The organism is Pseudoalteromonas sp. S1650 (assembly GCF_005887195.1).
Taxonomy (GTDB): domain Bacteria; phylum Pseudomonadota; class Gammaproteobacteria; order Enterobacterales; family Alteromonadaceae; genus Pseudoalteromonas; species Pseudoalteromonas simplex.
In genome coordinates this window covers 13,403-33,705 of record NZ_PNDF01000024.1, presented here as the reverse complement: position 1 = coordinate 33,705, position 20,303 = coordinate 13,403, and the positions used below count along the sequence as shown (strand labels likewise).

Genomic DNA, 20,303 nt, shown 5'->3' with positions numbered 1-20,303 from the left:
CTTATTTTTATTAATGTGGAATATCGATAACGTCTTGGAGCTTTTGAGCGATGCGGTTTATGTTGTTGTCAAGCCACTCATTCATTGCGTCATTGGTGTTGTTTTCAATGTAAAAATTAGGGGAAATATGCACCTCGCGGGCACCACTACCCTGATCATCATTGCCACTTCTGTTTGCAATGATCTCGTACATTCTGTCGAGTTTATCTACGCTTTCGTTTGTATAAACACGTTCGCCCTTGTCGAGCAACCACGTACCCTCGGTTGGTACCGCATCAATACCGCTGTGCGCCATACCAACCATGCCCGCAGAGATACCACCCACAGCCATGGCCATTGGTTGCGATACAGCAAGCGCAGCGGCCATCGCGCCAGGTGCTAAAATTGGGCCCACAATTGGAATAGCTGCAGTTGAAGCAAAGGCATTTAGACCTGCCGTTAATGCCATTGCTTGTGCGCTGGTTGTCATTGTGGTGGCAGCACTGGTCGCAGTCGCTTTATTTAATAGCTTTTCTGTGGCCCACAGCGCTAAACGCTTTGCACCCATTTCAGCTAATGCGGCGATAGTAGAGCGCAGCACGCCGCGCATTACATCGCGCATTGAGTCAGCAAAGCTTTGCTGTGTCATAACTGCATTGGCAACTGACTCACCGACACCTTGCGTGAAGCGATCAAACGTATTGCCCCACATCGTATCGAAGTTTTCAGAGGTCAACTGCACTTGTTCTTGCAGTTGTGCTAAAAAACCTTGGTGTTGTTCTAGCTGCTCAGCCTGATAAAGTTCTGTTGCTTGCTTTGATAGCAAGCGGTATTCATCATCTGTTAGTTTGCGGGCTGCATTGGCTTCTGCGTATTCATTTAACTGCACCTGCAGTTGGGCTTTTTCTTCTGTCCAATCGTTTTCGCGCATTAACTGACGAACAGCGTAATATTCTTGTGCTTGAGCAATTTGTGCAGCGTATGGGTTCGTTTGCTCTTTAGTTGGGGTGTCATCCCCCCCGCCTGTATTGCCACTGTTATAATTAAGACCGCCTACATAGGTTTGAGCAAGTGAATCAAAACGGGCTTTAACCTCTGCATACCATGCATCGATATTTTGCGCGGGGATAGGCTCTAGCATTAGCTCATGCAGTTTGGCCGTTGCTTCGCGGGCTTCAATATACGCTTGGTTTGTTTGCGCTTCATCAAACAGCCTAATAGGTTTAAATGTGGTTAGCTCTCGCAGATCAGCCGCAAGCGTTGCCGCATCATCATTTAAGTAACCGGCTAAATCGAGGGCTTTTTGTAGCGGTAGAATAACTGTTTTTACCACTCCTTCGGCAAACGCCGTGTAAGCTTTACTCATGAGGTTTAACCCCTCAATAGTAAGTAGCTTTAAGCCCTGAAAACTGACTTTTAAACCCTGCCAAATAACTTGTATGCCACGCCAGGCATTGCCAACGAAACCAGCACCTTTTACCAATACACCTACGGTGTCAGCTGCGTAACTCCCCATGCCGCCAACTTGCTTGGCGTTTTCTAGGAATAATTCGGCTAGTGAGCCTATAACGGGCGCGGCTTCTGTTGCCAAGTGTTGGCTAAAGCTGCCCCAGACAGACTCAGCGCGGGCAATATTATCATTGGCCATTTCGATTTTATTGGCATCAATACGGTTTAGGCTTAAGCCAAGTTGTTGCGCCTCATTGCGCATGGCATTTAACCCTGCGCTGCCACCTTCAAGCAGCTTAAGCATGCCAATGCCAGAACGCCCAAATAACTCGTAAGCGATACGTGTTCGCTCTGATTGGCTTGATACCTCTGATAATGCATCGGCTAAAATGCCTAGTTGCTGATCAGGTTTGAGTTTATTTAGCTCATTTACATCTATTTTTAGCGCGTCGAGGGTGTCTTTTAATGGGCCTGTGCCTTTAAAAGCGGCGTCTGCTACGCGCCGTGTAAGGTTTTCTACACTTTTATCGAGGTCTTTAACGCTTACCCCAGACAAACCAGCTGCATGCCTTAATTCAGTCAATGCGCTAGTTTGAATGCCGATACTGTCAGCATATTTTGCTGTTTGGTCGATCACAGTTGCTTGCTGTTTGTAGATAGCAAGCAAAGAGCCCACAACTAAACCCCCTGCAACAACGCCCGCTTTACCATATTTATTAATATTGTTGCGGGCGTTTTTTGAAAACTCTTGAAGACGTTTACTAGTGCGGGTTAGCTCTTTTCGTAGGGCAACACTGTTGCCACCGATCATGACGTTTAAACTGGCGAGTGTACTCATTGACTTTGCGGCCCCATGAAATTAGCTAAGTAGGCGAGGGTTTCATCTTCTGATAGTTGTTTGCGTTTTGGTTTTTCTTTGTTTCTCAACAATTCAAAGGCATACAATTCAGCAAGTTGCTTGTGGGTTATTTGGCGTTCAAGTTCAAACGGGGTGCGACTTATTTTTTCAGCGTAAGCAAATAAGAAGCACCGCCACCCGTCAGACTCTAGTTTTTTTTCAGTTCTTCAATATCATTTTCGGTGATACTGTTTAGCTTCATTGCAGCGGAAAACAGCTTGTTGATTGGCGCCGCTGGCATGCTTGTCAGTTGTTCCAGATCATCTAAATTGAATAACTTGTTACCGCCTTTATCTTCAACAGTCATGATGACCATTAACGATTTCGCTGATGTGTCATCTTTAAACTGACCATCAGTGTTGTAAGCTAAGCGCTCAAATTCTTCACCTTCTTTCACTGTTAACGCTTTTACATACACATCACCAAGACCTGCAAGTGTCACTTTTTCACGGTGAAGAATGCCTAATTTTGCAAAGAAGTTTTTTTTATTAAGCTGCGTCATTTGTTATTTTCCCCCAAAAGTTAACGCCAATTTTTGCTTGCATGCGCAAGCCTGTTTCTTCATCAATCTCAGCGATCCCCCAATCCGCAAATACTGCTTTAAATGGAACATGCTTGCCTGATTGGCCTATTTTAATTTGCAACTCGCGTTCAAGGCCGTCTGTTGCTGCTAATGCACATTCAGCATGACCAGGATCTGCACCTGTTTCGTCTAGTCGTGCAATGATGGTGCGTTCGCCACCATCCTTCTTAATACCTGCAGCGTATTTAACTGCTGTATCAGACAATACGGTGTCTGTTTTAAGGGTGCCATCGGCGCTTAATTTGCCACCGATACTGTCAAAGCCGATAACTTCAATAAATTCGCCGCCACCAATAGGCTTGATCATTAGTTTTGAACCGTCAGGAAAAATCGGGGTCATGGTTGTTCTCCGTAGTGAAAATTAAAATCGATTATCTTGCGGTGAACATCAGGATCGCCACTGTAATCGGGGATAGTTTCTTTTTCTGATATTGAATTAATCGTGACACCATTGAAGGCGCCTCGGATATTTCGTAGAAAATATCGAAGCTCTTTGCTAAGTGAGTTCGCTTGCAGTGGGTCACTTGATACTGAGCTAATTTGCACACGTGCAACGCGCTGGCCATACCTGCTTAATACGTCGTTTGGTTTATCGGTTACAATTCGCCAGCATAAGGCTGCATCTTTGTTCATTTCAGATATTTTGATGTGATAAACATTATCTAAAACAAGGCTTAAAATGCTGGGTATGGCCAGTTCTATCATGTCGATTGCCTTTTTAAAGCTCGCTCAATGCCTTTTGCTAGCTCTACTTTCACTATGCTAACAACGCGAAATTCATTATTAATTAGGGCTGGGCGCACAAATGGCACACCGACAATGCCCGGGTGCATCAAGTTATTTAATCCGTCTGGGTTTAAGATGTGCGGTTGCACACCAGTTTCTAACCAATAGGCGATAATAGGCGAAGGAATTAACGAACCAGCCGCCGCTTGAGCTTTTTTGTTGTGGTAAACCCCGACATAAGCAGCTGCGTCGAATATGCTGTGATCGCCCTTTTTATTGATGGCTGTTTTAATTTTTGTTGACTCAGCCATTTGGCCTGTTTCTTTGCCAAACTTAGTATTGGCATCACGGGTCATATCTTCATGAACAGGCTTTGCGGCTTTTCTTAATGCAGAGCGAAGTACTTTGCCTTTTGTTTGGCCCTCTACTTTCTTAAGTGCTTTTTCTAGGTCTTTTAAACCGAGTACATCGCTTGTTATTTTCATGATTGAGCCAACTCTAAATCAAAAATAATGGTGTGATTTTCAAAACCCACGTTAGTCGTGTCTTTCACTTCGTATTGTTGGCCGTTTAGCTCGACAACGTTAACGTTCATGAATGCAGCACGATAATCGATAGCAAAACTGACTTGCGCTGTGCTTACTTCTTGCGTTTGGTGGTTAACAATACCGCCGCGATGCTTTCTGTAACTGCCTTTTACACGACCAACTTTTGTTTTTTGTTCTTGTTTTCCAAGTGGGCCTTTAACTAATTGAGTAGAAAACAGAATTGCCCAAGTACGTTTTTCGCTGGCAGTGAGTCGTTTTTTCATGGCTAACCTATCAATACACGTTTAAATTGCTTAATTGCCGTGGTGTAAGCGGGGTTTTTTGCCATGCTATTGACAATTTCAACCTCGCGATTGCTGTCTAAGCTGCTAATTTGCAGTAAACAGGCTGTTTCTAGGTTGGCTAGCTGATAAGTTTGCAATTCATCAAGGATGATTGGCGCCTCGGTACCTTCTGGAACATCAGCTGCAGTTTGATAAATTAATCGACCAATATCGCTACACACTAAACCAATTGCTTGGTTGATAAGGCGGGTTATGCGGGTATCTTCAAAATTATCAGCTTGATCGATACCTAGTTGGTCTTTAGCGCGGGCAAGGTCAATTAACATAGGATTCTCATATAAAAAAGCCGACTAGAAGATCAGGGCTAGTCGGCTTTGACTCTCACGGTTTTGGATTTATTCGCTTACCAATTGAATTGGTGGGTTTTTAGTTTCAAGTAAGCGAGAAACTTCTTTCGGTAGCAACCCCGCTACTTCACCTTTACGGTAGCCGTTGTGCGAATACAAAAACTCAACTGCCACGGTGCCGTTTTTGTTAGTTTTGAATTCGACTTTCGGCTGGTCACTATCTTTAGGGGCTTTTTTTGCCTGTTGATAGTATTCCCATGCAGCATCGCGCTGCGCTGATGATGGTTTAGCTTTTTTTGACTTACCATTTTCATCTAACATTTCTAGCTCTAAAGCATCACAGTTTGGTTTCTCTCCAAAGTTGCCGTGATCGATAGCGATAACAAACGGTAAAATTTCTTCGTCAGCGTTCGACAAATCAACAGTAGGTGTAAAACTTGCCAGAGCACTAGGAAGCACTGCTGCAAGCGTCGACATAATTTTTGCGTTAGACATGCTTTTCTCCTAAGCCCAACCGAATATCAGCTGGGCTTATATAAAATTTACGGGGATGGTGTTTGTTTAGAAAGGAACGTTAGAACCCATCGCGATACCTTCAGGGTGGCGACAGATAATGTCACTTGCGCCTACAAGTTTCACAACAATTTCATCATTGGCATATGCATGCTGCACATTGCCATCGGCATCAAAATAACTTGCATGCTCACTGGTGCTAATTGAGAACGCAGGGTCGTAGCCGATAACAACATCATCAAAGGCTGTGAAGTAAATTTCAGAGAAGTCACCACCCACACCAAGGTTGTCAGGTACGTTTGTCGTATCTGCAACTGGATAGCGTTTCAGCTGGCCTTTTTCCATTTCTGGATAGACTTTATTGCCGTTTGCATCACGTAAACCATATAGCTTCATCCAAGTACGTGGTGACAAGATCCAGCCACATTTACGCATTTTAGAGTTACTGTTTTTATGAGCTAAAATCAGGCCATCTAAGAACGCATCGATTACAGCGAGCTCAACATCGCCAACGAAAGGTGTTACACGACCAGCATCTGTTGCTAGAGTTAAAAGGCCTTTTGGCATTTCACCTGTACCGTCACCACGCAAGAACGCCTTATCTTGACAATCAGCATGCGCTGCTAGCATATCGTCTAGAACCATTTGCTCTGCATCAAAATCAGCGCGGCCTTTGAGTTCTTTACTCATAGGAACGATAGTCATTTGAGACTTTGCGCTCATTTTTACAGGTTCAGTTTTAGGGCTGCTTGCATTTACAGGCTGACCTTCACCACGGAACTGTGAAGTTGCGCCACCAGATTGTCTTGATAATGTTAATTTACCTCGTGGCAAACTCGTTACGCGCGCGCCCATTTTCGCCACTACAAGCTGTGGGCGTAATAGCTCAATAAAGTCACGTGAGTATGCTTCTGGCACTAGTGAACCGCCAGAATCAGCTGCGGTTGTTAGCGCCATTGATACATCTTTATCGCGAATATCTGTAGCAGCAAACTTCATAGCTTCATCTAGCTTGTTATCTGATGCCATCAAAGCTAGTGCAATACGCGCTATTTTTGCACCTTTATAATCTTCTGGTGCTGACTTTACGTGAATTGCTGGCGTGTTACCTGGAATGCCAGTGCTGGTTACTGGGTTTGATTCCTGAACCGCCAAGCTTTGAGCGGTTTCTGCACGGTTTAGCTTTTCAGCTAAATTGGCATGATCAGCCTGCAGTTGTTTAAACTGCTCGATGTCTTCAGCGCAAAGCGAACCTTCGGTTTCTTCTTTAGCTGCTAACGCCTTAATTGCTGCGGTTTTTTCATTCATCGCAGCCTTGATTTGTACAATAGTCATAGTTTTACCTTTCTTTTTACATAAAAAAAGGCCGCAAAAGCGACCTTGGTTTGAACCCTGCCATCAAGGCAGTGCGATTAATTTATGTGGTGATAGTCCATAGCTGCAGCTTGAACACCAATTGTTTCCATCTTTTTGGGTGATGATTGAATTAAACGCTTTGCAATTGCGTTTACTGCAGCATGAGGATCACTTGATAATGTGTCGGCCAATTTTAAATCGATAGCCTCTTGGCCATTGAAGCAGTCGGCCTCTGTTGCTTGTACTTCATCAACAGACATATTCCGATACTTAGAAACTGCATTTACAAATTGCTGATAGGTCTTTTCAATGCCTGATTCAATGTGTTCTTTTTCTTCATCTGACATTTCAAGATCAGGATGCATAAAGACTTTTTTTGCACCTCGATAGAATGTGTGCATGATGACACCCATATCTTTGTAATAAGCCGAAATATCTAAGCGCTTTTGATATACACCAATTGAACCAACGCCGCCTGTTTCACTAATGATGATTTCGGTACAGGCTGAAGCAATCAAATAGGCAGCTGAATAAGCATTGAAATTGATCACCGCTCGAATCGGCTTTTGCTTTTGTGCTTCATGAATATATGCGGCACATTCAAAGGCGGCTTGAGCTGTTCCGCCACCACTTTGAATATCAAGTACAATTTCTTTAATCTGACTGTCGTTCATTGCTTTTGATATTTGGTTTCGTAGTAGCTCGAAACTCATAATTTCAGAACATTCAGCTGTCATAGTTCCACGACGAGGCACCAAAATGCCATGCACAGCAATAACAGCCATTGAGCCATCTTTCTCTGGATCACCTAGCGGGATTACTCCCATGCTTTTAGCGCTTAGCTCTTGCTCTGAGTTATGTGCTGATTTCTCAGTACCAGCAATTCGAGCTGCAACGTATTGCGCAACGTTTTCGACTAGCTCCCCTTTAGCTAATAACGGGGTGTTAAATACCATTTCGGCAATATGCGGATAATTTAGTTGCGGCATAAAATACTCTCTATTTCTTGGCGTTGTTGCTCTGTTGTTTGGCTCATTCTTTCAGCATTTGCTTTATCTTTTGCATCAAGCATGTTTAGGGGAGTTAGATATTCATCACCGCCAGGTATGGGCGGTAAATTTTCAAAACGGCGAATGTCGTTCGCTGATAAGAACCCCCATTGACGGCCAATCGCGTAAGACTCATAACGAGTTTTAAAATCACCACGTACTAATGAACTGAAATTAAACTCGATAAAATAATCTTTTCGTTCTTCAGGTAAGAGCAAGTCGCGATGCATTGCGCTTTCCCAGCGCTTAAGCCATGGCATTAATGCAAAGACCAAAAAGTTTAAAGTCGTTTGCTCTACTGATTTATATGATTCACCTGCCGACTCGCCGAGCATTGATGGGGGAATGCCAAACAAACGGGCTATATCAAGCACCCCCATTCTTCTGGCTTCTACCATTTGCGCATCGTTATTGGTCATTGCCATTTGTCTGTACGTCATACCTTCTTGCAGCATGGCGACTTTAAATGCCTTTCTTACACCACCTGAGTGTCGCGCAGTAAATGAATCTACAACATGATCAATGTCAGCTTGGGTGGTGAGTGATTCAGCATCTTTTGGACGCTCAATTACACCTGAAAGTGTGGTGCCTTGAGAAAACACCGCGCTTGCATGTTGCTCTGTAGCAAGAGCTAAGCCTATTGCATCCGATGCAGTATGAATTGGGGAAACACCAGTAAAACCATTAAAACTAAATGCTTTTACATGGTGCATTAAGTCCATACCAACAACTTTGTTTTCGGTTAGCAGTCTGTAATACGGGAGTCCGTCACCACCTTCTAGAACTTGTACATTATCTGGGTGAACCCATATAAGCTCTGTAACTCGCATCTGCTCATCACGCTCGATTAGGGCATAATGATTACCATCTAGAGATAAAAATCCCATCCCTGACTCGAAATACTCAAATGATGTGTCTTTCTTGTTTGGTTGGTACTTTAATACTGAAAATAAAGGATGATCGGTTGCTTTCTTTCTGGTGCCATCTTCGTGATTTCGTTTAAACAATTCACATGGCAACTGTGCAACACTTGTTGCAAGTAATGTTATCGCGCGATTTAGGGCGCTATTGCCCATAGCAGTTTTGCGATCAACATAAACACCACTAAAAGAAGAAGAACCGCCCCAGCCAAAACTATCGTTAAACGCCTTTTTTAAGGATGAGACACTAAACATGCCAGGTAAAAACATTACTTGTTACCTCTTTGCGCTTTAGCGCTGGCGATTGCTTTGGCAGCAAACCAACTATGAATAATAAGCAGCACTCCGCACGCAATGTATGCACCAGGAACTGATATTAACGACACACCATAAGTAATAGATGCAACACCAACCAAACCAACTAACATGCTGTATGTACTAATAAATAGTGATAATAAAAATGCGGTGATTTTTGCTATTGCAGCAATGAAAAATTGCGCTTTTCTTTTAATGTTTAGCATCCGACTTTACCGCCCTTGTAGATTGATTCTTTTTTAGAGTCTGGTGATTTGATTTGTAGCATGGCCTCACCAATAGCCATGATGAGTGCTACGGCGCCATCTATTTTATTAATCGCTTTTTGTTTAACGGGCCTAACCACATCATCATTGCCTTGGTAATGCTTGCCTATAACATTTGATATATGCCAAGCCATGATTGGGTTGCCGTCGTGGTGAAAACGACCTGAGTTAATCGCCGCTTCCAGTTCTTTCATTGGGTCTGAAAGGTTTGTGAAATTCTGTGTGACTGTCACAACCTCTAAACCTTCATCGGCGAGATGATGGCTTAAGTTGGTTGCACCGTGTGGGTCAATTGGTACTGATATGCACGGGGTTTCTAAATGACTTGCAATCACATCGTCTTTAATTTGCCGATAATCTATTTCGGCACCATCTGTTACGCTTAAATAACCTTGAGTTAAATAGCGCTGGAATATTTCTTCAAGCTGTTTATTTTCGTTGTTAAAAACCTGCTCATACGGCACCCAGAATTGTGGCGCAATACAATACCAATGTGTTTTACCTTTAATTTCTTTCCAAAACAGACGTGCCTTTGAGTTCATATCAAGCTTGCGAGCTAAGTCGAGCGCTTGAACACAATCAACCCCACGGAAAAAATCAATACTAAGATCTTTATCTTCACATTCTTTGTATTTTTCCATGTTGAAATAGGCCGATTTAGCACTGGCCCACATGTTTAAATGCTTCGTTTTAAAGGTGTTGGTAAAGTTGGGGCTGTTTATTGCTTTTTGTTGCTGGGCCAATAAGTAATCGTCCTTAACGCTAATGCCGTAATTAGGGTTAGCTTTTTTTAAAATTGCTGGGTCAGTCCAATCATCGTCCTCGTCGATTCCATACAGCAAACCAAACAAGTGATCGTCTTGCGTACCGTTTAGCATTGCTTTAACTCGCAACTCTAAATCGAAACACGGACTCATTAAGTTAGTACCGGCTGTGGTGATAACCAATGTCATTGGCTGTTCACGCGAACCCATACCAGTATCGAATGTATCGTACTGCTCACTTGTGTTGTGTTCGTGGTATTCATCCACGATTGCAATGTGCGGTGAACTACCATCGCCAGGTTGACCGATCACCGGCTCGAATACAGAACCATCCCTGCGGGTTAATTTTTTAGCATGAACTTTCAAGCCAAATCGTTTTTGCAGCTTTGGTAATTTTTCAACCATTAGCTTAGCTGGCTTGAATACCTCCCAAGCTTGCTTTTCGTTTGTTGCACCACAATAGACTTCACTACCAAATTCTTCATCGGCGCAAATACCATAAATACCCACACCTGCAGCAATAATAGATTTGCCATTTTTACGAGGTACTTTAAGCATCACCTCGCGAAAACGACGCTTACCCGTTTTTTTTACCACCCAACCAAATGACACAGCAAAGAAAAACAACTGCCATGGCTCAAGTGATAATTTGAGTTTTTTACTAGCCCACTTGCCTTTGGTGTGAGGCATTTTCTGAATGAATGAGCAAATTCGTTCTGCCTTTGCTTTGTCAAACCGAAATTGAAAGTTAGGGTCTTTTTCTTTTGCGAGCTCGTCCAGATGACGCTGGCAAGCAAGTATTACTTCACGGCAATTAGGAATTTTTCCCGCCACAACGTCACGGGCGTATTTGTTTGCCGCATTAACGTTAGGGAAAGTGGCCATATTTTAGTACTCGGTGAAATCGTCCTCGTCGTCTTCTTTATCGCCATTCCCACCGCCAAGCATTCGAGCTCGCGCCATAGGCGTTAAGCCCAATTGGTTGGCTAGCTTTACGGATTGATTAATCATTAAGTTTAAAGCGGTAACATGCGGGTGAAGTTTTAAGCTACCCGACGCTGAGATATCAGTGAAATTTTTAATGTTAGTTAATTCACCTTGAAGCTTTATTATGCTGCTAAGGCAATTGCTGTAATTAATCAAATGCGGAACGTCCTCAGAAGCAAAGGACTTCCTTTCCATCATGATTTCTAAATTTGAGTGCCAAGCATCAATGGCGTTCTGATCTGAAAGCAAGTTTTTTGGGCAATTAGGTTTTCGTGTGATTGATGTATCACCAACCGTTAAACCCCCTTTAATTCTTCCACCGCCAGGTGATCTACTTACCGTCATTTTGAACCTGCAACAAAAGTAAATTAATTGATCGCAATATGATCACAGGTTGATCAAATTCCAATTCTTATTATTTGCGTATAAAAATTTGACTGGATGGCGGTACTTAGAATAGGGGTTTTGCTGAACAATTTTGACCCCCCTACCCATCTAAGAATTCAGATTTATTGCGGTATGCCCGTATTTTTCGAGTATCGCTTTAACTGTTTTGTTCTTTTCCCATCCAGTTTTAAAATTTGCACACGATTCACAGAACCAAGAAAGGTTTGATAGCTCTTCGGTACCACCTTTTGCAACCGGCACAATGTGCTCACAGACAGAACCAGATTTAACAATTGGTTTTGGCTGAGTAAGACAGTTAATGCACAAACATCTAGCTTTTGTTTTAACTATCTCGCGCGTGTGCTTGTATTCCTTTGTTTGATATACACGCTTACCTTTGCGCAGCTGCTGCTTCTGATACTTACCCCAGCTTGCTTGGTGTGCATGTTCCTCACAGTAACCGTGGCGCTGTGTTGTTTTGTTACCGCAACCTTGTACGCGGCAACGCTTTGGTATAGCTGCTGGCATCTTAACCACCTTAAATATTTGATGAATACTTTTTAAATACTCATTAAGTATTTAACTGGTCACTCCCTTGGTGCTTGGTTAGTCAGTGGCTTTAAAGCCTATCGCACGCACGACGGCGGGCTGTAAGTTACTAAGTTGGTTCACCAAGGGAGTGTTAATTACTTCTTGTCTTGCTCCAATGCATTAAGGCGCTGCTTGATTAATGCTAAGTCAGTTTCCATTCGAGATTGCCAAACAGTAGAGTCATTAAACTTCTTCTGCAGGTATTCAAGTATCACTGACTGATTAGCTAAGCGTTCCTCTATACGAGCGTACTGCAGTTGGTTTTGGTTCACTGTCATAGCAACCCAACCAAGAACGCTAACAATCAAAGAGCCAAGTACAAAGAGCGCAATCTTTTCAAATTTAGAATCATTGTTGTTTGCTGTTCTCATGCTTGGCTCGCCATTGTCTTAGTGCGGCTTTGTCTAGGTTACAAAGCACGTTAGTGTTGTGGGCTTTAACTGCGAAAGTTAGTAGTTCGCGGTTGGTGTTAACTGGTGATTGACTGACAGTGCAGTCATTAAGGAGGTGCAGCGGTGGCAGCACCGGCACTTGTTTCGTTATCGTGATCACCTGTGGTTCGGGTGGCGTCATCGAACACGCGCTTAATATTAGGAGGTAACTTAGTGTTACCCCAATCTTGATTAGCTGGCTCATTAATAAAGACCTCTTTTAGCTTAGTTTGCACAACGGTTTGTTGTTCTTTCACATCACTAAAATCAGCTAGATAAGCATTAAACATTTGCTCTTGTTGCTTAAGATCAGAGCGCAATGCACGTTTATCTTGCTCGCTTTGATACAGCTCAGCCTCATAAGCACTTACTTGTTTTAGCAAACGTTCGTTGGCGCCTGTTAGATTTTCGATTGTATCAACTGCAGTGTCGTACTTATTGACCATAACAACTGCGCCAGCTGTTGCGGCCAGCGCTACTGCAATCATGAGTGATGATTTATTTAGAAACATGCGAACCTCGCTTTTATTTGTAACTGGTACCGTCTTATGTGCTGCACGTACTCAATCGTTTCGCGCGAATGATGGCCAGTGACTTGTGGTAAATACTGAATGATGTGAGGGTAGAGAGTTTCACCACCACTAAGCTTTTGCGCCTTTAAACAGTTACCTGCGCCAGCGTTATAATTACAAAGCGCTAGGTTTTCTCTGTCATATTCTGGCCTCGGGGATGACCAGAAAGAATACTGTTGCTGCATATAACGTGCTGCAACTAATATCGACAACTCAGCATTAAACGGCGAACCGGCTATCCCTAATTTAGCGGTTTGCTCTTGCCAAGTAGCGGGCATAAATTGGGCCACTCCCTGTGCGCCCACGGGGCTTACTGCATCTACACGGAAACGAGATTCTTGCCACAACTGGGCTTTTAAAAGGTCAGGATCACGACCAGGGCTAAAACGTTTAACAGCGCTTTCTATCTCTTTATCAAAACGACAATCAAGAGATAACTGAGCCGAATAAGAGTGCAGCGGCAATAGCGTACATACCAAACAGCACAGATAAAGCCATATAGTTTTTATCATTGCGGCAATCCTGAATTAACTTATCAAGCGTGTAACCGTTGCGGTTATTGATAAACCTAACTGCAACATGGAATAAAACAAAAGCAATTAAAGCTAATAAAAGGTTGTAACCTGCGCCGCTTATAAACGTTGTTGCAAAACTCATTAGTATTCACCTGTTAAAATTTGTTTAGCTAATTCTTCTGCTCTAAATTCAGGTTTGAATGTAAGAACAATTGACGCTGCTGCTTCAAAATTGTTTTGTTTGAACGCGGTAATTAACTTTTCTTCACGACAAAAGCGCGGGAACGTAAGCCAATAAGCAATACTTAAAATTGTTTGTTGGCGCACATAATTAAATTGATTGAGGTCTAAACACTGATATACCAGATCGCGTAAATTCATTAAGTCGGATGCAAGCAGCTGCTCGGCTTCATCTTCGGTGATTGGGTTATTGTCAAAATCGCGGTGCAAATAGTCAGGTAATGGCTCTGCATTTAAGTCGTGGCCATAACCAATGAAACACTTTGAGTTTGAATGCCACACGCACTCATAAAAACCCGCGTGGCGTTTTAATTGTTCAATTAAATTCATCATGGCGGGCCTACGTTCAGGCACAAAAAAAGCCCAACCGGTTAGGGTTGGGCTTAGCAAGTAACGTGCATGTATCGGGTATCTTTCAGTTATTATCTAGGAGGCTTTGTATACAGCTTTACCACCTTGGCAAGAACAATACATTTTTATGCCAAAGCTGTAAACCACATTTTGTGGATTTATATAAAAAAACCACGCTTTTGCGTTTTTACTGACAAACCAAATGGCTTTTATCTTACGAGCTTAATTAGTACTCCTGCGTTTAGCTAATATTTATTAATAAAATCTACAAAGCTTATAAAGCGCTTACTTGCGGCTCTTGGATTGCCTTTGATGTAGAGCCAGGTTCTATCATACGTTCCTGTTAAATGGTTTTGATTACTCAGTTTAAAATCAATTGCTATTTTGTTAGCGCCAGCACAAGCCAACCGTTCATTTTCGTAATCTATTATTTTTTGCTTGGTACCAACTATAAAAAAATATAGAGGATAAGCGAACGCTAAAAGCATTTTCTTAAACACATTCATTGATTCATTCCAATATATTAATTAATCTGTTTTGAGGTCGACTTTTGACGCTCTTTATATGACGCCATTTGCCAACCCTCTAACCAATCATCAGCTAAGTCTGCATCAAGATCTTTGTAAGGATTATCTAAATAAGAGATACCTAACTTATAATCCGACTTGCCACGTTGCCAAGCTGCTTGAGAAGCGTTCATTTGTTTTCCAATTTAGTTTTCAGTTCTGATTTTATGACTACCTGAACGACCTTTTTTTAAGCCTGAAAAATCCCCCCAAGACTGACCATCCCACACAAAAACTTTGCCGTTTTCGTGCTTCTCAAATGGTAGCGACATACGCGGATTAAAATGCGTTGCTCCGCTAGGTGGAGTTGCAATATCAATTTTTATAAAGTGACTAGCCATAAATCCCTCGCTGTTATTCCAATGGTTGCTTGTTTGATGCTTGGCGCTTTGGTTCAAGTTTTACTAGTTCACCGAGTAAGCGTTTTGCTGTTTTTTCAGAAATAAAATACCTAAAGGTGCAATCATTCCCAAATTCATCTTGATGACTAACAACAAGCGCCACTGAACCGTCACTTATTCGTTCAAATCGAGGTAACTGCTCTGTCATAGCCTGTATTCCATTTAGTTTTCTACATGAACATAAAAATCATTGCCGCATCTTTCGCATTTTACTTCTGCCGAAGCTAAAGGCTCATTAAAGACCTTTTCAAAATCAACACCATCGACATTGAATGAAGTTTCACATTCAGGGCATTTACCATCAATATCAGGCATAGCCACAACCAAGTTACCCGTCATATCTACGTACATTTTAACACCTGCATTCTAAGGTTAGTCGTTAATCTCTATATCGAAGTAATTAACGTCGATTTCTTCATATTTGAATTTAGACAGCACTTCATCAGTGCCACCATGGCCTAAAAGCTTATAGTTAAGGAAGTGCGCTAACTCTTGTTCAGTTACACCCTCTGGTAAATTAATATCTAAAATAACTTTCGCCACAACCACCTACCCCCTAACAATCGACTTCATCTAATCCCGCTTCACCATCGCCAAGAGCTTGATAAGCTGCCTCTGCAATCATGCTATGAAATGGTGTTCTACCGTCCTGTTCTTCACTAGAAATTACACGCTTAATTGCAACCGCCGCTTGACCGCTATCAGTAACAATTATTTCTGGTGCGTCGTGTTCTATCGAGCGCTTTAATGATTCGATACCAATTGATACAACTAATTGATCATCTTTAATTTCAAACTTAACATTTTGCTCTTTGTTACTCGTCATAATAATTCTCCGATAATTACTAATTTAAAATTAATACTCAGCAAATTGGCTGCTATTGTTTAAAGATGTTGTCAGCTGAACCTTTCCCATATTTAATACATTCGTAACCCAGCTTTCGCCATTCAAATACATATCCCAATTAAAGAAACTGTTTGTTGATTTTTGCAAAACAACCTCATTACCATTAACAACGCTCTTTACTTCACATGCGATTTTTAATTTACCGCTTTTTTTGGTTTGGATAATAAGCAAGTCGCCTTTTCTTGGTACCCTAATAGCTCTACACATAACCACCTCATTTAACTTGGTGTGACTTGTCACAGTTTCAATGGGTTGCCTAGGATTGATACTGCACAATCTGGCGAACCTTTATAAACACCACCGCATGATTGCGTGAGTGGTAAATTACATTTACTGCAAGGGCGCTTTAACTGCTCGGTTAAGCGCTCGTTATCTCGGCGTATTAGTGTCGAAATGTATTCATCGCGCGTGTAAGGATCATTACCTTTACCTGCACGTACCTGGCAAAGGTTGTCGAGTACTTCACGCTCCGATTCAGATAGTTTTACCGAAACCTCTTTAACCCCTAAGTTCTGAGCCTTAGCACGTTGCTTGCGCTTTCTATCTCTCGCAGCTGCTCGCTTTGCTTCTGGTGAACTATTCATAGTCGTTCAAGCTCTAGCAAATCAATAAGCCAACTAAGCGCGTAGGCAGAACCGACCACAACAAGAGCGCATAAAACCAACAAGCCTAGACCTAATGCAATATCAGTCGATTTTAAAATAGTGTCGTCGTTATTCATGGCCAGCACCCGCACGCGGTTTACCTGTTGGCCCTTGGTCTGGGCCAAGCTCCGCAAATAACACCCTAGTCTGCTGTTGCTTAACACGCACATCGTGCAATAAATCAATTATTTCTTTATTGAGTTTGCTTGTTTCTATAACTTGCGGGCGTTTGTCACCCTGAATGTTCATGTCTTTATCTATCATTTCACTGGCCAACTGCAGTGCAATGTCTTCTAACGTCCAACCGTTCGGATTAGTCGCACTCATTAAGATTGGGGTATTGCGTGGTTGAGACTGTATTTCTAGCTGCTCAATATACTTAAGCGCATTTGCCCACAAAGTGGCAAGACCTGTAGAGCCGCACTTTTGCATTCGGCGCTGTTCTACAACTATGTGTGTTTTAAGTAACTTAACTTGATCAGTATTCATTGGAACCTCAGAATTTTTATTCATTGCAAACCAGTTATGTTTGCGGCGTTTTGGGGAGCTGCTCATTACATATCCCAAACGTTGGTTAAATCACGCCTTAACCGTTGCCTTTCCAGTGCAGCGTCAATGCGTTCTCTCGTTCTTTGTCGACGTGCATCTGCTTTCGCCGTGGCCACCACTTCTTTTTTAGGCTTTGGTAACTTTTCTGGTTTCTCTTTTGGTTTTATTGATAATGGTTTGCGCACCTGCTTTTTGGCGTACTTACCACTCGATACATACGCTTTACGATCACAGCCACAACCTTTTACATTACCTAAGTTGCACTTGCGAACTAAGCGCTTGGTACCGCAAACACACTTGCAATGAAATTGCTGACCGCCTTGTTTATCTTTTGGGCCCTGTTTAACCACAGTCCAGTTATTGAACTTATCGCCAGGTGAAACTAATCCTGTTGCCATGTTATACCTCTGCTCTCTTAATTCTTGGTGACGGCATCATTGGTGGTGGGGTTGTAGCTCTTGGCTGATAACCAACAAACTGTAAATTTGGCTGTATAACGCGGCGTTTAACTTCAAGGTCAATGTTTACTGAGTCACGGCCAAGTGAGAACGCGATCACAACTGCAGCAAGGCAAATAAGCGCTAAAACAGCAATCGCGGCAATTAGCTCTATTGGAGTGAATGAGATCATGATGCGTTTCTCCGTTTTTTAATTTCATCCTCTAAAACTGAGTAATCAAGTGAAGTGGGTAACTGAGTCTCAGCTGAAATAAGCTCCATTAATCCGTTCGCAATTTCAAAAAGCTTAAGCGAGGCCAAAAGCTCATCTTTTTGTCCAAGCGGGTGGTTCGAAATAATTGCCGCTAAAAGGAACTTTTCCATGCTCATTACATAAAAAGGAGGTGTGCGTTTTATTAAATTTGATTTTTTTAATTTGGTGTACTTGATTAATGACATTGAACTGACTAAATCAAGCTCTGCTCTAATAATTTTATATCCATCATAAGGATTTACACACTTAGCTAAATCGGCATGATTGGCTTTTGATACCGTCAAAAAGTTAAAAGCTCTTTTAAATAAATTAACCACAGCTACACCCCCGCCGTAACTTTTGGAAAGTAATAAGTAGGGTTAACAAAATTCATTACCGCTTTGTATCTTTCTTTAAGATCATGCGCTGAATAGCAACGATGACTTGCACCAATTAAGTGGTGAGGTTGTTGGTAATATTTAACCCGTTTAAAACCTGTAAATAAGCTTATTTTTGACAATCTAAAACTACGTAAAACCTTTTCAGCTGGTTGTAATAAAATCGCTGCTTCATCTGTGTAAATATCTATCATTACGTCTTCCTTCCTGTAAATTGCCCCAAATGCGCCCTAACCCACACCACACAACGGATTAATTAAGCGCGTTAAAATCGTATGATCTTGCCTCTGTCTTGGTTTCATATTGCGTTTTCACTGCATGTAAATGGTCAGCCCAGCGCGCCAAAGCTTCTCTTTTTATAGGTGTTGGGTCTTCTTGCAAGTACGTTTGCTGCAGGTCTGTTAATTTGTGATTTAATAGCAGTTCAGCCACCACTGAATCGATACCAATAATCAACCAGCGACCACGGCAAAACTTTCTCAAATCATGGGCGCTCCACTTCTTATTGCTCACTTGGTTTACTAGTTTGCTTGCATCACTTTCAGAGATTGGCCCGCGCTTTTTGGCGGGAAAAATGTATTTACTGCGGTTGGTTTTTAGGCTTCTCTTATGCCAATCGATTAACGTTTTAAGCGCGTGATCAGTTAGTGGTATGACATGCTCAGTTGTTTTGGTTATTTCTTCTGGTAAAGTGATCAAGTTATGGTTCGTATCTATGAACTCCCACTTTAACTGGCGGGTTTCACCTATGCGGGTACCATGCAACAACATAAACCAGCACATCATTTCGGCCATGGTATTAGGCTTTAATAATGACAAAGCAAGTTCTGGCTCGTTACCAATCGACAAGCGGGCTTTTTTTGGCTTGATTGCTGTTTGAATGAATGATTTAAACGTTGTGTCTTTTAATGGGTTGCGCTCTATTAACTCGGTTTTTTCTGCTTGATCAAAGGCGCGTTTTAGTAGTTGAAAATGATGGCGAATAGAGCTCAATGCATAATCATCATTTTGCATTGGCCAAATCAAGTGGTTTTCACATTCAACATTAGAGAACGTGGCTAATTCGCACTGACCTAACTTTGGTATTAAGTGGGTTTCTATCGTCGACTTTATATTAATACGGCGTTTTTCAGATATTGTTTTATCTGCTTCTTGACGACTCGAAAACCATGCCAATAATTCGCTAACTGTTTCAAATTGATTGGTAATAACGGGTAAATCTAATTGATGCTTCGCCATTAAATCTGGCACTAGCTCAAGCATTTTTTTACAGCTGAACACAGGCCATGTTCCAACTTTATGCCAATTGTCTGATTTAAAGTCGACTAAAAACCATGAGCCTGTTTTACGTGATGCATGCATTCTTAGCACAAGCGGATAGCGCGGATCACGAAACCGATTAAACCCAGCGCTAACTTGCTGTTTTATTAGGTTGTCTGTGAGGTTAGCGCGGTAATGGCTCATTATTTAATCACACCTTATTAAGAAAATTTGTGGATAACTAAAACGTGTATTGCTGTTCGATTTCTTTTAAAGCTTTCATATCTTCATGAACGCGGCGGCGACGAACCTTCGCAGGATCAGCTTTTGTTAAGGTTTGTCTCGAAGGGCGTTTCCAACCTGAATACGGTGTATCGTTTTTGTGTAAAGGCTCTAAAAATCGTTCTTTCATTGCATATCTCCACTGGCAATTAAACACCCCGTTAACCACTCACGGGCCTCAGCTAAGCGTCGGTTATAAGTTCGTAAACTCATACCAAGCCTTAGCGCTCTATCAACTCGTTTCGCATCTACTGGTAAGTTCTTTATGAGCAAAGCCCCGTATTCATAGCGACACACAAGCACAGCGTTCTTGTTTTTTTCTTTTAACCGCAAAAGCGATGATTCAATTGTTAGCTCAACGCAGTCGGTCACTAATGCCCTGCTGCCAGAACAGCCACGAGCAAAACTGCCTTGCTCCATAATAATTTGCATAATTGATGTGCTACGACGAACGGCGCCCGAATGCACCCAACGGGCCCACAACTCTAAATAAGCATCAAGCTCTCGTTCTTGTGTCTTACTGCGCACCGAACCA

The 20,303-nt window shown here is 42.2% G+C and carries 39 protein-coding genes; all 39 read right to left on the bottom strand.

Annotated features, from left to right (window positions below; translation table 11 throughout):
• Positions 1 to 10: 10 nt before the first annotated feature.
• The 39 genes from CWB80_RS09540 to CWB80_RS09375 all read right to left on the bottom strand — a co-directional run bounded on the left by CWB80_RS09540 (position 11) and on the right by CWB80_RS09375 (position 20,296).
• Positions 11 to 2,266, bottom strand: coding sequence for a hypothetical protein (locus CWB80_RS09540; RefSeq protein WP_138599526.1), 2,256 nt, complete (start codon positions 2,264 to 2,266; stop codon positions 11 to 13).
• A gap of 208 nt (positions 2,267 to 2,474) precedes the next feature.
• A complete protein-coding gene (locus CWB80_RS09535) occupies positions 2,475 to 2,828 on the bottom strand; it encodes a hypothetical protein (protein WP_138599525.1) in 354 nt (117 codons plus the stop codon).
• On the bottom strand, positions 2,815 to 3,249 hold the full coding sequence (locus CWB80_RS09530) for a hypothetical protein (protein ID WP_138599524.1): 435 nt from the start codon (positions 3,247 to 3,249) through the stop codon (positions 2,815 to 2,817). The genes CWB80_RS09535 and CWB80_RS09530 overlap by 14 nt, the downstream gene beginning before the upstream one ends.
• Positions 3,246 to 3,614, bottom strand: a complete 369-nt coding sequence (locus CWB80_RS09525) for a hypothetical protein (RefSeq protein ID WP_138599523.1) — start codon at positions 3,612 to 3,614, stop codon at positions 3,246 to 3,248. The genes CWB80_RS09530 and CWB80_RS09525 overlap by 4 nt, the downstream gene beginning before the upstream one ends.
• Positions 3,611 to 4,120, bottom strand: coding sequence for an HK97 gp10 family phage protein (locus CWB80_RS09520; RefSeq protein WP_138599522.1), 510 nt, complete (start codon positions 4,118 to 4,120; stop codon positions 3,611 to 3,613). Before CWB80_RS09520 ends, CWB80_RS09525 begins: the two co-directional genes overlap by 4 nt.
• The gene (locus CWB80_RS09515) at positions 4,117 to 4,446 is read right to left on the bottom strand and encodes a hypothetical protein (protein WP_138599521.1); all 330 of its coding nucleotides are present in this window, start codon (positions 4,444 to 4,446) and stop codon (positions 4,117 to 4,119) included. The genes CWB80_RS09520 and CWB80_RS09515 overlap by 4 nt, the downstream gene beginning before the upstream one ends.
• A gap of 2 nt (positions 4,447 to 4,448) precedes the next feature.
• Entirely contained in the window at positions 4,449 to 4,793 is a 345-nt protein-coding gene (locus tag CWB80_RS09510; protein ID WP_138599520.1) for a head-tail connector protein, read from the bottom strand.
• A 69-nt stretch (positions 4,794 to 4,862) separates the two neighbouring features.
• Positions 4,863 to 5,309, bottom strand: coding sequence for a hypothetical protein (locus tag CWB80_RS09505; protein WP_138599519.1), 447 nt, complete (start codon positions 5,307 to 5,309; stop codon positions 4,863 to 4,865).
• 66 nt (positions 5,310 to 5,375) lie between these two features.
• On the bottom strand, positions 5,376 to 6,662 hold the full coding sequence (locus CWB80_RS09500) for a phage major capsid protein (RefSeq protein ID WP_138599518.1): 1,287 nt from the start codon (positions 6,660 to 6,662) through the stop codon (positions 5,376 to 5,378).
• 77 nt (positions 6,663 to 6,739) lie between these two features.
• Positions 6,740 to 7,672 carry a S49 family peptidase gene (locus tag CWB80_RS09495; RefSeq protein WP_138599517.1) on the bottom strand — a complete coding sequence of 311 codons (933 nt, stop codon included), beginning with the start codon at positions 7,670 to 7,672 and terminating at the stop codon, positions 6,740 to 6,742.
• Positions 7,660 to 8,922, bottom strand: coding sequence for a phage portal protein (locus CWB80_RS09490; RefSeq protein WP_138599516.1), 1,263 nt, complete (start codon positions 8,920 to 8,922; stop codon positions 7,660 to 7,662). The genes CWB80_RS09495 and CWB80_RS09490 overlap by 13 nt, the downstream gene beginning before the upstream one ends.
• Positions 8,922 to 9,173, bottom strand: coding sequence for a hypothetical protein (locus tag CWB80_RS09485; RefSeq protein ID WP_138599515.1), 252 nt, complete (start codon positions 9,171 to 9,173; stop codon positions 8,922 to 8,924). The genes CWB80_RS09490 and CWB80_RS09485 overlap by 1 nt, the downstream gene beginning before the upstream one ends.
• A complete protein-coding gene (locus CWB80_RS09480) occupies positions 9,167 to 10,882 on the bottom strand; it encodes a terminase large subunit (RefSeq protein ID WP_138599514.1) in 1,716 nt (571 codons plus the stop codon). Before CWB80_RS09480 ends, CWB80_RS09485 begins: the two co-directional genes overlap by 7 nt.
• A 3-nt stretch (positions 10,883 to 10,885) precedes the next feature.
• On the bottom strand, positions 10,886 to 11,329 hold the full coding sequence (locus tag CWB80_RS09475; RefSeq protein ID WP_138599513.1) for a P27 family phage terminase small subunit: 444 nt from the start codon (positions 11,327 to 11,329) through the stop codon (positions 10,886 to 10,888).
• Between the two features lie 150 nt (positions 11,330 to 11,479).
• Positions 11,480 to 11,899, bottom strand: a complete 420-nt coding sequence (locus CWB80_RS09470) for an HNH endonuclease (protein ID WP_138599512.1) — start codon at positions 11,897 to 11,899, stop codon at positions 11,480 to 11,482.
• 158 nt (positions 11,900 to 12,057) lie between these two features.
• The gene (locus tag CWB80_RS09465; RefSeq protein WP_138599511.1) at positions 12,058 to 12,333 is read right to left on the bottom strand and encodes a hypothetical protein; all 276 of its coding nucleotides are present in this window, start codon (positions 12,331 to 12,333) and stop codon (positions 12,058 to 12,060) included.
• On the bottom strand, positions 12,311 to 12,535 hold the full coding sequence (gene lysC, locus CWB80_RS23225) for an Rz1-like lysis system protein LysC (protein ID WP_502705004.1): 225 nt from the start codon (positions 12,533 to 12,535) through the stop codon (positions 12,311 to 12,313). Before lysC ends, CWB80_RS09465 begins: the two co-directional genes overlap by 23 nt.
• A complete protein-coding gene (locus CWB80_RS09460; RefSeq protein ID WP_138599510.1) occupies positions 12,462 to 12,905 on the bottom strand; it encodes a hypothetical protein in 444 nt (147 codons plus the stop codon). The genes lysC and CWB80_RS09460 overlap by 74 nt, the downstream gene beginning before the upstream one ends.
• Positions 12,896 to 13,429: a transglycosylase SLT domain-containing protein gene (locus CWB80_RS09455; protein ID WP_201024568.1), complete on the bottom strand. Its 534-nt coding sequence runs from the start codon at positions 13,427 to 13,429 to the stop codon at positions 12,896 to 12,898. The genes CWB80_RS09460 and CWB80_RS09455 overlap by 10 nt, the downstream gene beginning before the upstream one ends.
• Positions 13,392 to 13,622, bottom strand: a complete 231-nt coding sequence (locus CWB80_RS09450; protein WP_058584021.1) for a hypothetical protein — start codon at positions 13,620 to 13,622, stop codon at positions 13,392 to 13,394. The genes CWB80_RS09455 and CWB80_RS09450 overlap by 38 nt, the downstream gene beginning before the upstream one ends.
• Positions 13,622 to 14,053: a glycoside hydrolase family protein gene (locus CWB80_RS09445; protein WP_138599509.1), complete on the bottom strand. Its 432-nt coding sequence runs from the start codon at positions 14,051 to 14,053 to the stop codon at positions 13,622 to 13,624. The genes CWB80_RS09450 and CWB80_RS09445 overlap by 1 nt, the downstream gene beginning before the upstream one ends.
• Before the next feature lie 263 nt (positions 14,054 to 14,316).
• Complete coding sequence (locus CWB80_RS09440; RefSeq protein ID WP_138599508.1) at positions 14,317 to 14,577, bottom strand: hypothetical protein; 261 nt, start codon at positions 14,575 to 14,577, stop codon at positions 14,317 to 14,319.
• A 17-nt stretch (positions 14,578 to 14,594) separates the two neighbouring features.
• Complete coding sequence (locus CWB80_RS22515) at positions 14,595 to 14,771, bottom strand: hypothetical protein (RefSeq protein WP_171041512.1); 177 nt, start codon at positions 14,769 to 14,771, stop codon at positions 14,595 to 14,597.
• 12 nt (positions 14,772 to 14,783) lie between these two features.
• Positions 14,784 to 14,978, bottom strand: a complete 195-nt coding sequence (locus CWB80_RS09435) for a hypothetical protein (RefSeq protein WP_138593116.1) — start codon at positions 14,976 to 14,978, stop codon at positions 14,784 to 14,786.
• A 13-nt stretch (positions 14,979 to 14,991) separates the two neighbouring features.
• Complete coding sequence (locus tag CWB80_RS09430; RefSeq protein ID WP_138599507.1) at positions 14,992 to 15,186, bottom strand: hypothetical protein; 195 nt, start codon at positions 15,184 to 15,186, stop codon at positions 14,992 to 14,994.
• 14 nt (positions 15,187 to 15,200) lie between these two features.
• Positions 15,201 to 15,389 carry an MJ0042-type zinc finger domain-containing protein gene (locus CWB80_RS09425; protein ID WP_138599506.1) on the bottom strand — a complete coding sequence of 63 codons (189 nt, stop codon included), beginning with the start codon at positions 15,387 to 15,389 and terminating at the stop codon, positions 15,201 to 15,203.
• Positions 15,390 to 15,410: 21 nt separating this feature from the next.
• Positions 15,411 to 15,581, bottom strand: coding sequence for an RNA-binding protein (locus CWB80_RS22510; RefSeq protein ID WP_156426454.1), 171 nt, complete (start codon positions 15,579 to 15,581; stop codon positions 15,411 to 15,413).
• 13 nt (positions 15,582 to 15,594) lie between these two features.
• Entirely contained in the window at positions 15,595 to 15,864 is a 270-nt protein-coding gene (locus CWB80_RS09420) for a hypothetical protein (RefSeq protein WP_062564661.1), read from the bottom strand.
• 30 nt (positions 15,865 to 15,894) lie between these two features.
• Positions 15,895 to 16,152 carry a hypothetical protein gene (locus CWB80_RS09415; RefSeq protein WP_138599505.1) on the bottom strand — a complete coding sequence of 86 codons (258 nt, stop codon included), beginning with the start codon at positions 16,150 to 16,152 and terminating at the stop codon, positions 15,895 to 15,897.
• A 29-nt stretch (positions 16,153 to 16,181) separates the two neighbouring features.
• Positions 16,182 to 16,529 carry a hypothetical protein gene (locus CWB80_RS09410; protein WP_138599504.1) on the bottom strand — a complete coding sequence of 116 codons (348 nt, stop codon included), beginning with the start codon at positions 16,527 to 16,529 and terminating at the stop codon, positions 16,182 to 16,184.
• Positions 16,526 to 16,666, bottom strand: a complete 141-nt coding sequence (locus tag CWB80_RS22505; RefSeq protein WP_171041511.1) for a hypothetical protein — start codon at positions 16,664 to 16,666, stop codon at positions 16,526 to 16,528. The genes CWB80_RS09410 and CWB80_RS22505 overlap by 4 nt, the downstream gene beginning before the upstream one ends.
• Positions 16,659 to 17,144, bottom strand: a complete 486-nt coding sequence (locus CWB80_RS09405; RefSeq protein WP_138599503.1) for a hypothetical protein — start codon at positions 17,142 to 17,144, stop codon at positions 16,659 to 16,661. The genes CWB80_RS22505 and CWB80_RS09405 overlap by 8 nt, the downstream gene beginning before the upstream one ends.
• Entirely contained in the window at positions 17,144 to 17,536 is a 393-nt protein-coding gene (locus CWB80_RS09400; protein ID WP_138599502.1) for a hypothetical protein, read from the bottom strand. Before CWB80_RS09400 ends, CWB80_RS09405 begins: the two co-directional genes overlap by 1 nt.
• A 1-nt stretch (position 17,537) precedes the next feature.
• Complete coding sequence (locus tag CWB80_RS09395; protein WP_138599501.1) at positions 17,538 to 17,768, bottom strand: hypothetical protein; 231 nt, start codon at positions 17,766 to 17,768, stop codon at positions 17,538 to 17,540.
• Positions 17,765 to 18,166: a hypothetical protein gene (locus CWB80_RS09390; protein WP_138599500.1), complete on the bottom strand. Its 402-nt coding sequence runs from the start codon at positions 18,164 to 18,166 to the stop codon at positions 17,765 to 17,767. The genes CWB80_RS09395 and CWB80_RS09390 overlap by 4 nt, the downstream gene beginning before the upstream one ends.
• Positions 18,167 to 18,168: 2 nt before the next feature.
• Positions 18,169 to 18,420 carry a hypothetical protein gene (locus tag CWB80_RS09385; RefSeq protein ID WP_138599499.1) on the bottom strand — a complete coding sequence of 84 codons (252 nt, stop codon included), beginning with the start codon at positions 18,418 to 18,420 and terminating at the stop codon, positions 18,169 to 18,171.
• 58 nt (positions 18,421 to 18,478) lie between these two features.
• Positions 18,479 to 19,690 (bottom strand): tyrosine-type recombinase/integrase, encoded by a 1,212-nt coding sequence (locus CWB80_RS09380; protein ID WP_138599498.1) that lies wholly within the window; start codon positions 19,688 to 19,690, stop codon positions 18,479 to 18,481.
• 37 nt (positions 19,691 to 19,727) lie between these two features.
• On the bottom strand, positions 19,728 to 19,898 hold the full coding sequence (locus CWB80_RS22500; protein ID WP_171041510.1) for a hypothetical protein: 171 nt from the start codon (positions 19,896 to 19,898) through the stop codon (positions 19,728 to 19,730).
• Positions 19,895 to 20,296 carry a hypothetical protein gene (locus CWB80_RS09375; RefSeq protein WP_138686277.1) on the bottom strand — a complete coding sequence of 134 codons (402 nt, stop codon included), beginning with the start codon at positions 20,294 to 20,296 and terminating at the stop codon, positions 19,895 to 19,897. The genes CWB80_RS22500 and CWB80_RS09375 overlap by 4 nt, the downstream gene beginning before the upstream one ends.
• Positions 20,297 to 20,303 lie beyond the last annotated feature (7 nt).

Coding starts and splice junctions, on each gene's coding strand:
- CWB80_RS09410 (WP_138599504.1), bottom strand. CDS start 16,529: ATGAATAGTTCACCAGAAGCAAAGCGAGCAGCTGCGAGAGATAGAAAG.
- CWB80_RS09495 (WP_138599517.1), bottom strand. CDS start 7,672: ATGCCGCAACTAAATTATCCGCATATTGCCGAAATGGTATTTAACACC.
- CWB80_RS09450 (WP_058584021.1), bottom strand. CDS start 13,622: ATGAGTTTTGCAACAACGTTTATAAGCGGCGCAGGTTACAACCTTTTA.
- CWB80_RS09480 (WP_138599514.1), bottom strand. CDS start 10,882: ATGGCCACTTTCCCTAACGTTAATGCGGCAAACAAATACGCCCGTGAC.
- CWB80_RS09400 (WP_138599502.1), bottom strand. CDS start 17,536: ATGGCAACAGGATTAGTTTCACCTGGCGATAAGTTCAATAACTGGACT.
- CWB80_RS09440 (WP_138599508.1), bottom strand. CDS start 14,577: ATGAATGTGTTTAAGAAAATGCTTTTAGCGTTCGCTTATCCTCTATAT.
- CWB80_RS09460 (WP_138599510.1), bottom strand. CDS start 12,905: ATGTTTCTAAATAAATCATCACTCATGATTGCAGTAGCGCTGGCCGCA.
- CWB80_RS09540 (WP_138599526.1), bottom strand. CDS start 2,266: ATGAGTACACTCGCCAGTTTAAACGTCATGATCGGTGGCAACAGTGTT.
- CWB80_RS09385 (WP_138599499.1), bottom strand. CDS start 18,420: ATGATAGATATTTACACAGATGAAGCAGCGATTTTATTACAACCAGCT.
- CWB80_RS22515 (WP_171041512.1), bottom strand. CDS start 14,771: ATGAACGCTTCTCAAGCAGCTTGGCAACGTGGCAAGTCGGATTATAAG.
- CWB80_RS09395 (WP_138599501.1), bottom strand. CDS start 17,768: ATGATCTCATTCACTCCAATAGAGCTAATTGCCGCGATTGCTGTTTTA.
- CWB80_RS09430 (WP_138599507.1), bottom strand. CDS start 15,186: ATGACAGAGCAGTTACCTCGATTTGAACGAATAAGTGACGGTTCAGTG.
- CWB80_RS09510 (WP_138599520.1), bottom strand. CDS start 4,793: ATGTTAATTGACCTTGCCCGCGCTAAAGACCAACTAGGTATCGATCAA.
- CWB80_RS09465 (WP_138599511.1), bottom strand. CDS start 12,333: ATGAGAACAGCAAACAACAATGATTCTAAATTTGAAAAGATTGCGCTC.
- CWB80_RS09535 (WP_138599525.1), bottom strand. CDS start 2,828: ATGACGCAGCTTAATAAAAAAAACTTCTTTGCAAAATTAGGCATTCTT.
- CWB80_RS09425 (WP_138599506.1), bottom strand. CDS start 15,389: ATGTACGTAGATATGACGGGTAACTTGGTTGTGGCTATGCCTGATATT.
- CWB80_RS09405 (WP_138599503.1), bottom strand. CDS start 17,144: ATGAGCAGCTCCCCAAAACGCCGCAAACATAACTGGTTTGCAATGAAT.
- CWB80_RS09470 (WP_138599512.1), bottom strand. CDS start 11,899: ATGCCAGCAGCTATACCAAAGCGTTGCCGCGTACAAGGTTGCGGTAAC.
- CWB80_RS22505 (WP_171041511.1), bottom strand. CDS start 16,666: ATGAATAACGACGACACTATTTTAAAATCGACTGATATTGCATTAGGT.
- CWB80_RS09380 (WP_138599498.1), bottom strand. CDS start 19,690: ATGAGCCATTACCGCGCTAACCTCACAGACAACCTAATAAAACAGCAA.
- CWB80_RS09505 (WP_138599519.1), bottom strand. CDS start 5,309: ATGTCTAACGCAAAAATTATGTCGACGCTTGCAGCAGTGCTTCCTAGT.
- CWB80_RS09435 (WP_138593116.1), bottom strand. CDS start 14,978: ATGGCTAGTCACTTTATAAAAATTGATATTGCAACTCCACCTAGCGGA.
- CWB80_RS09415 (WP_138599505.1), bottom strand. CDS start 16,152: ATGTGTAGAGCTATTAGGGTACCAAGAAAAGGCGACTTGCTTATTATC.
- CWB80_RS09525 (WP_138599523.1), bottom strand. CDS start 3,614: ATGATAGAACTGGCCATACCCAGCATTTTAAGCCTTGTTTTAGATAAT.
- CWB80_RS09475 (WP_138599513.1), bottom strand. CDS start 11,329: ATGACGGTAAGTAGATCACCTGGCGGTGGAAGAATTAAAGGGGGTTTA.
- CWB80_RS09500 (WP_138599518.1), bottom strand. CDS start 6,662: ATGACTATTGTACAAATCAAGGCTGCGATGAATGAAAAAACCGCAGCA.
- CWB80_RS09420 (WP_062564661.1), bottom strand. CDS start 15,864: ATGACGAGTAACAAAGAGCAAAATGTTAAGTTTGAAATTAAAGATGAT.
- CWB80_RS09445 (WP_138599509.1), bottom strand. CDS start 14,053: ATGATGAATTTAATTGAACAATTAAAACGCCACGCGGGTTTTTATGAG.
- CWB80_RS09520 (WP_138599522.1), bottom strand. CDS start 4,120: ATGAAAATAACAAGCGATGTACTCGGTTTAAAAGACCTAGAAAAAGCA.
- CWB80_RS22500 (WP_171041510.1), bottom strand. CDS start 19,898: ATGAAAGAACGATTTTTAGAGCCTTTACACAAAAACGATACACCGTAT.
- CWB80_RS09490 (WP_138599516.1), bottom strand. CDS start 8,922: ATGTTTTTACCTGGCATGTTTAGTGTCTCATCCTTAAAAAAGGCGTTT.
- CWB80_RS09530 (WP_138599524.1), bottom strand. CDS start 3,249: ATGACCCCGATTTTTCCTGACGGTTCAAAACTAATGATCAAGCCTATT.
- lysC (WP_502705004.1), bottom strand. CDS start 12,535: ATGACGCCACCCGAACCACAGGTGATCACGATAACGAAACAAGTGCCG.
- CWB80_RS09485 (WP_138599515.1), bottom strand. CDS start 9,173: ATGCTAAACATTAAAAGAAAAGCGCAATTTTTCATTGCTGCAATAGCA.
- CWB80_RS09515 (WP_138599521.1), bottom strand. CDS start 4,446: ATGAAAAAACGACTCACTGCCAGCGAAAAACGTACTTGGGCAATTCTG.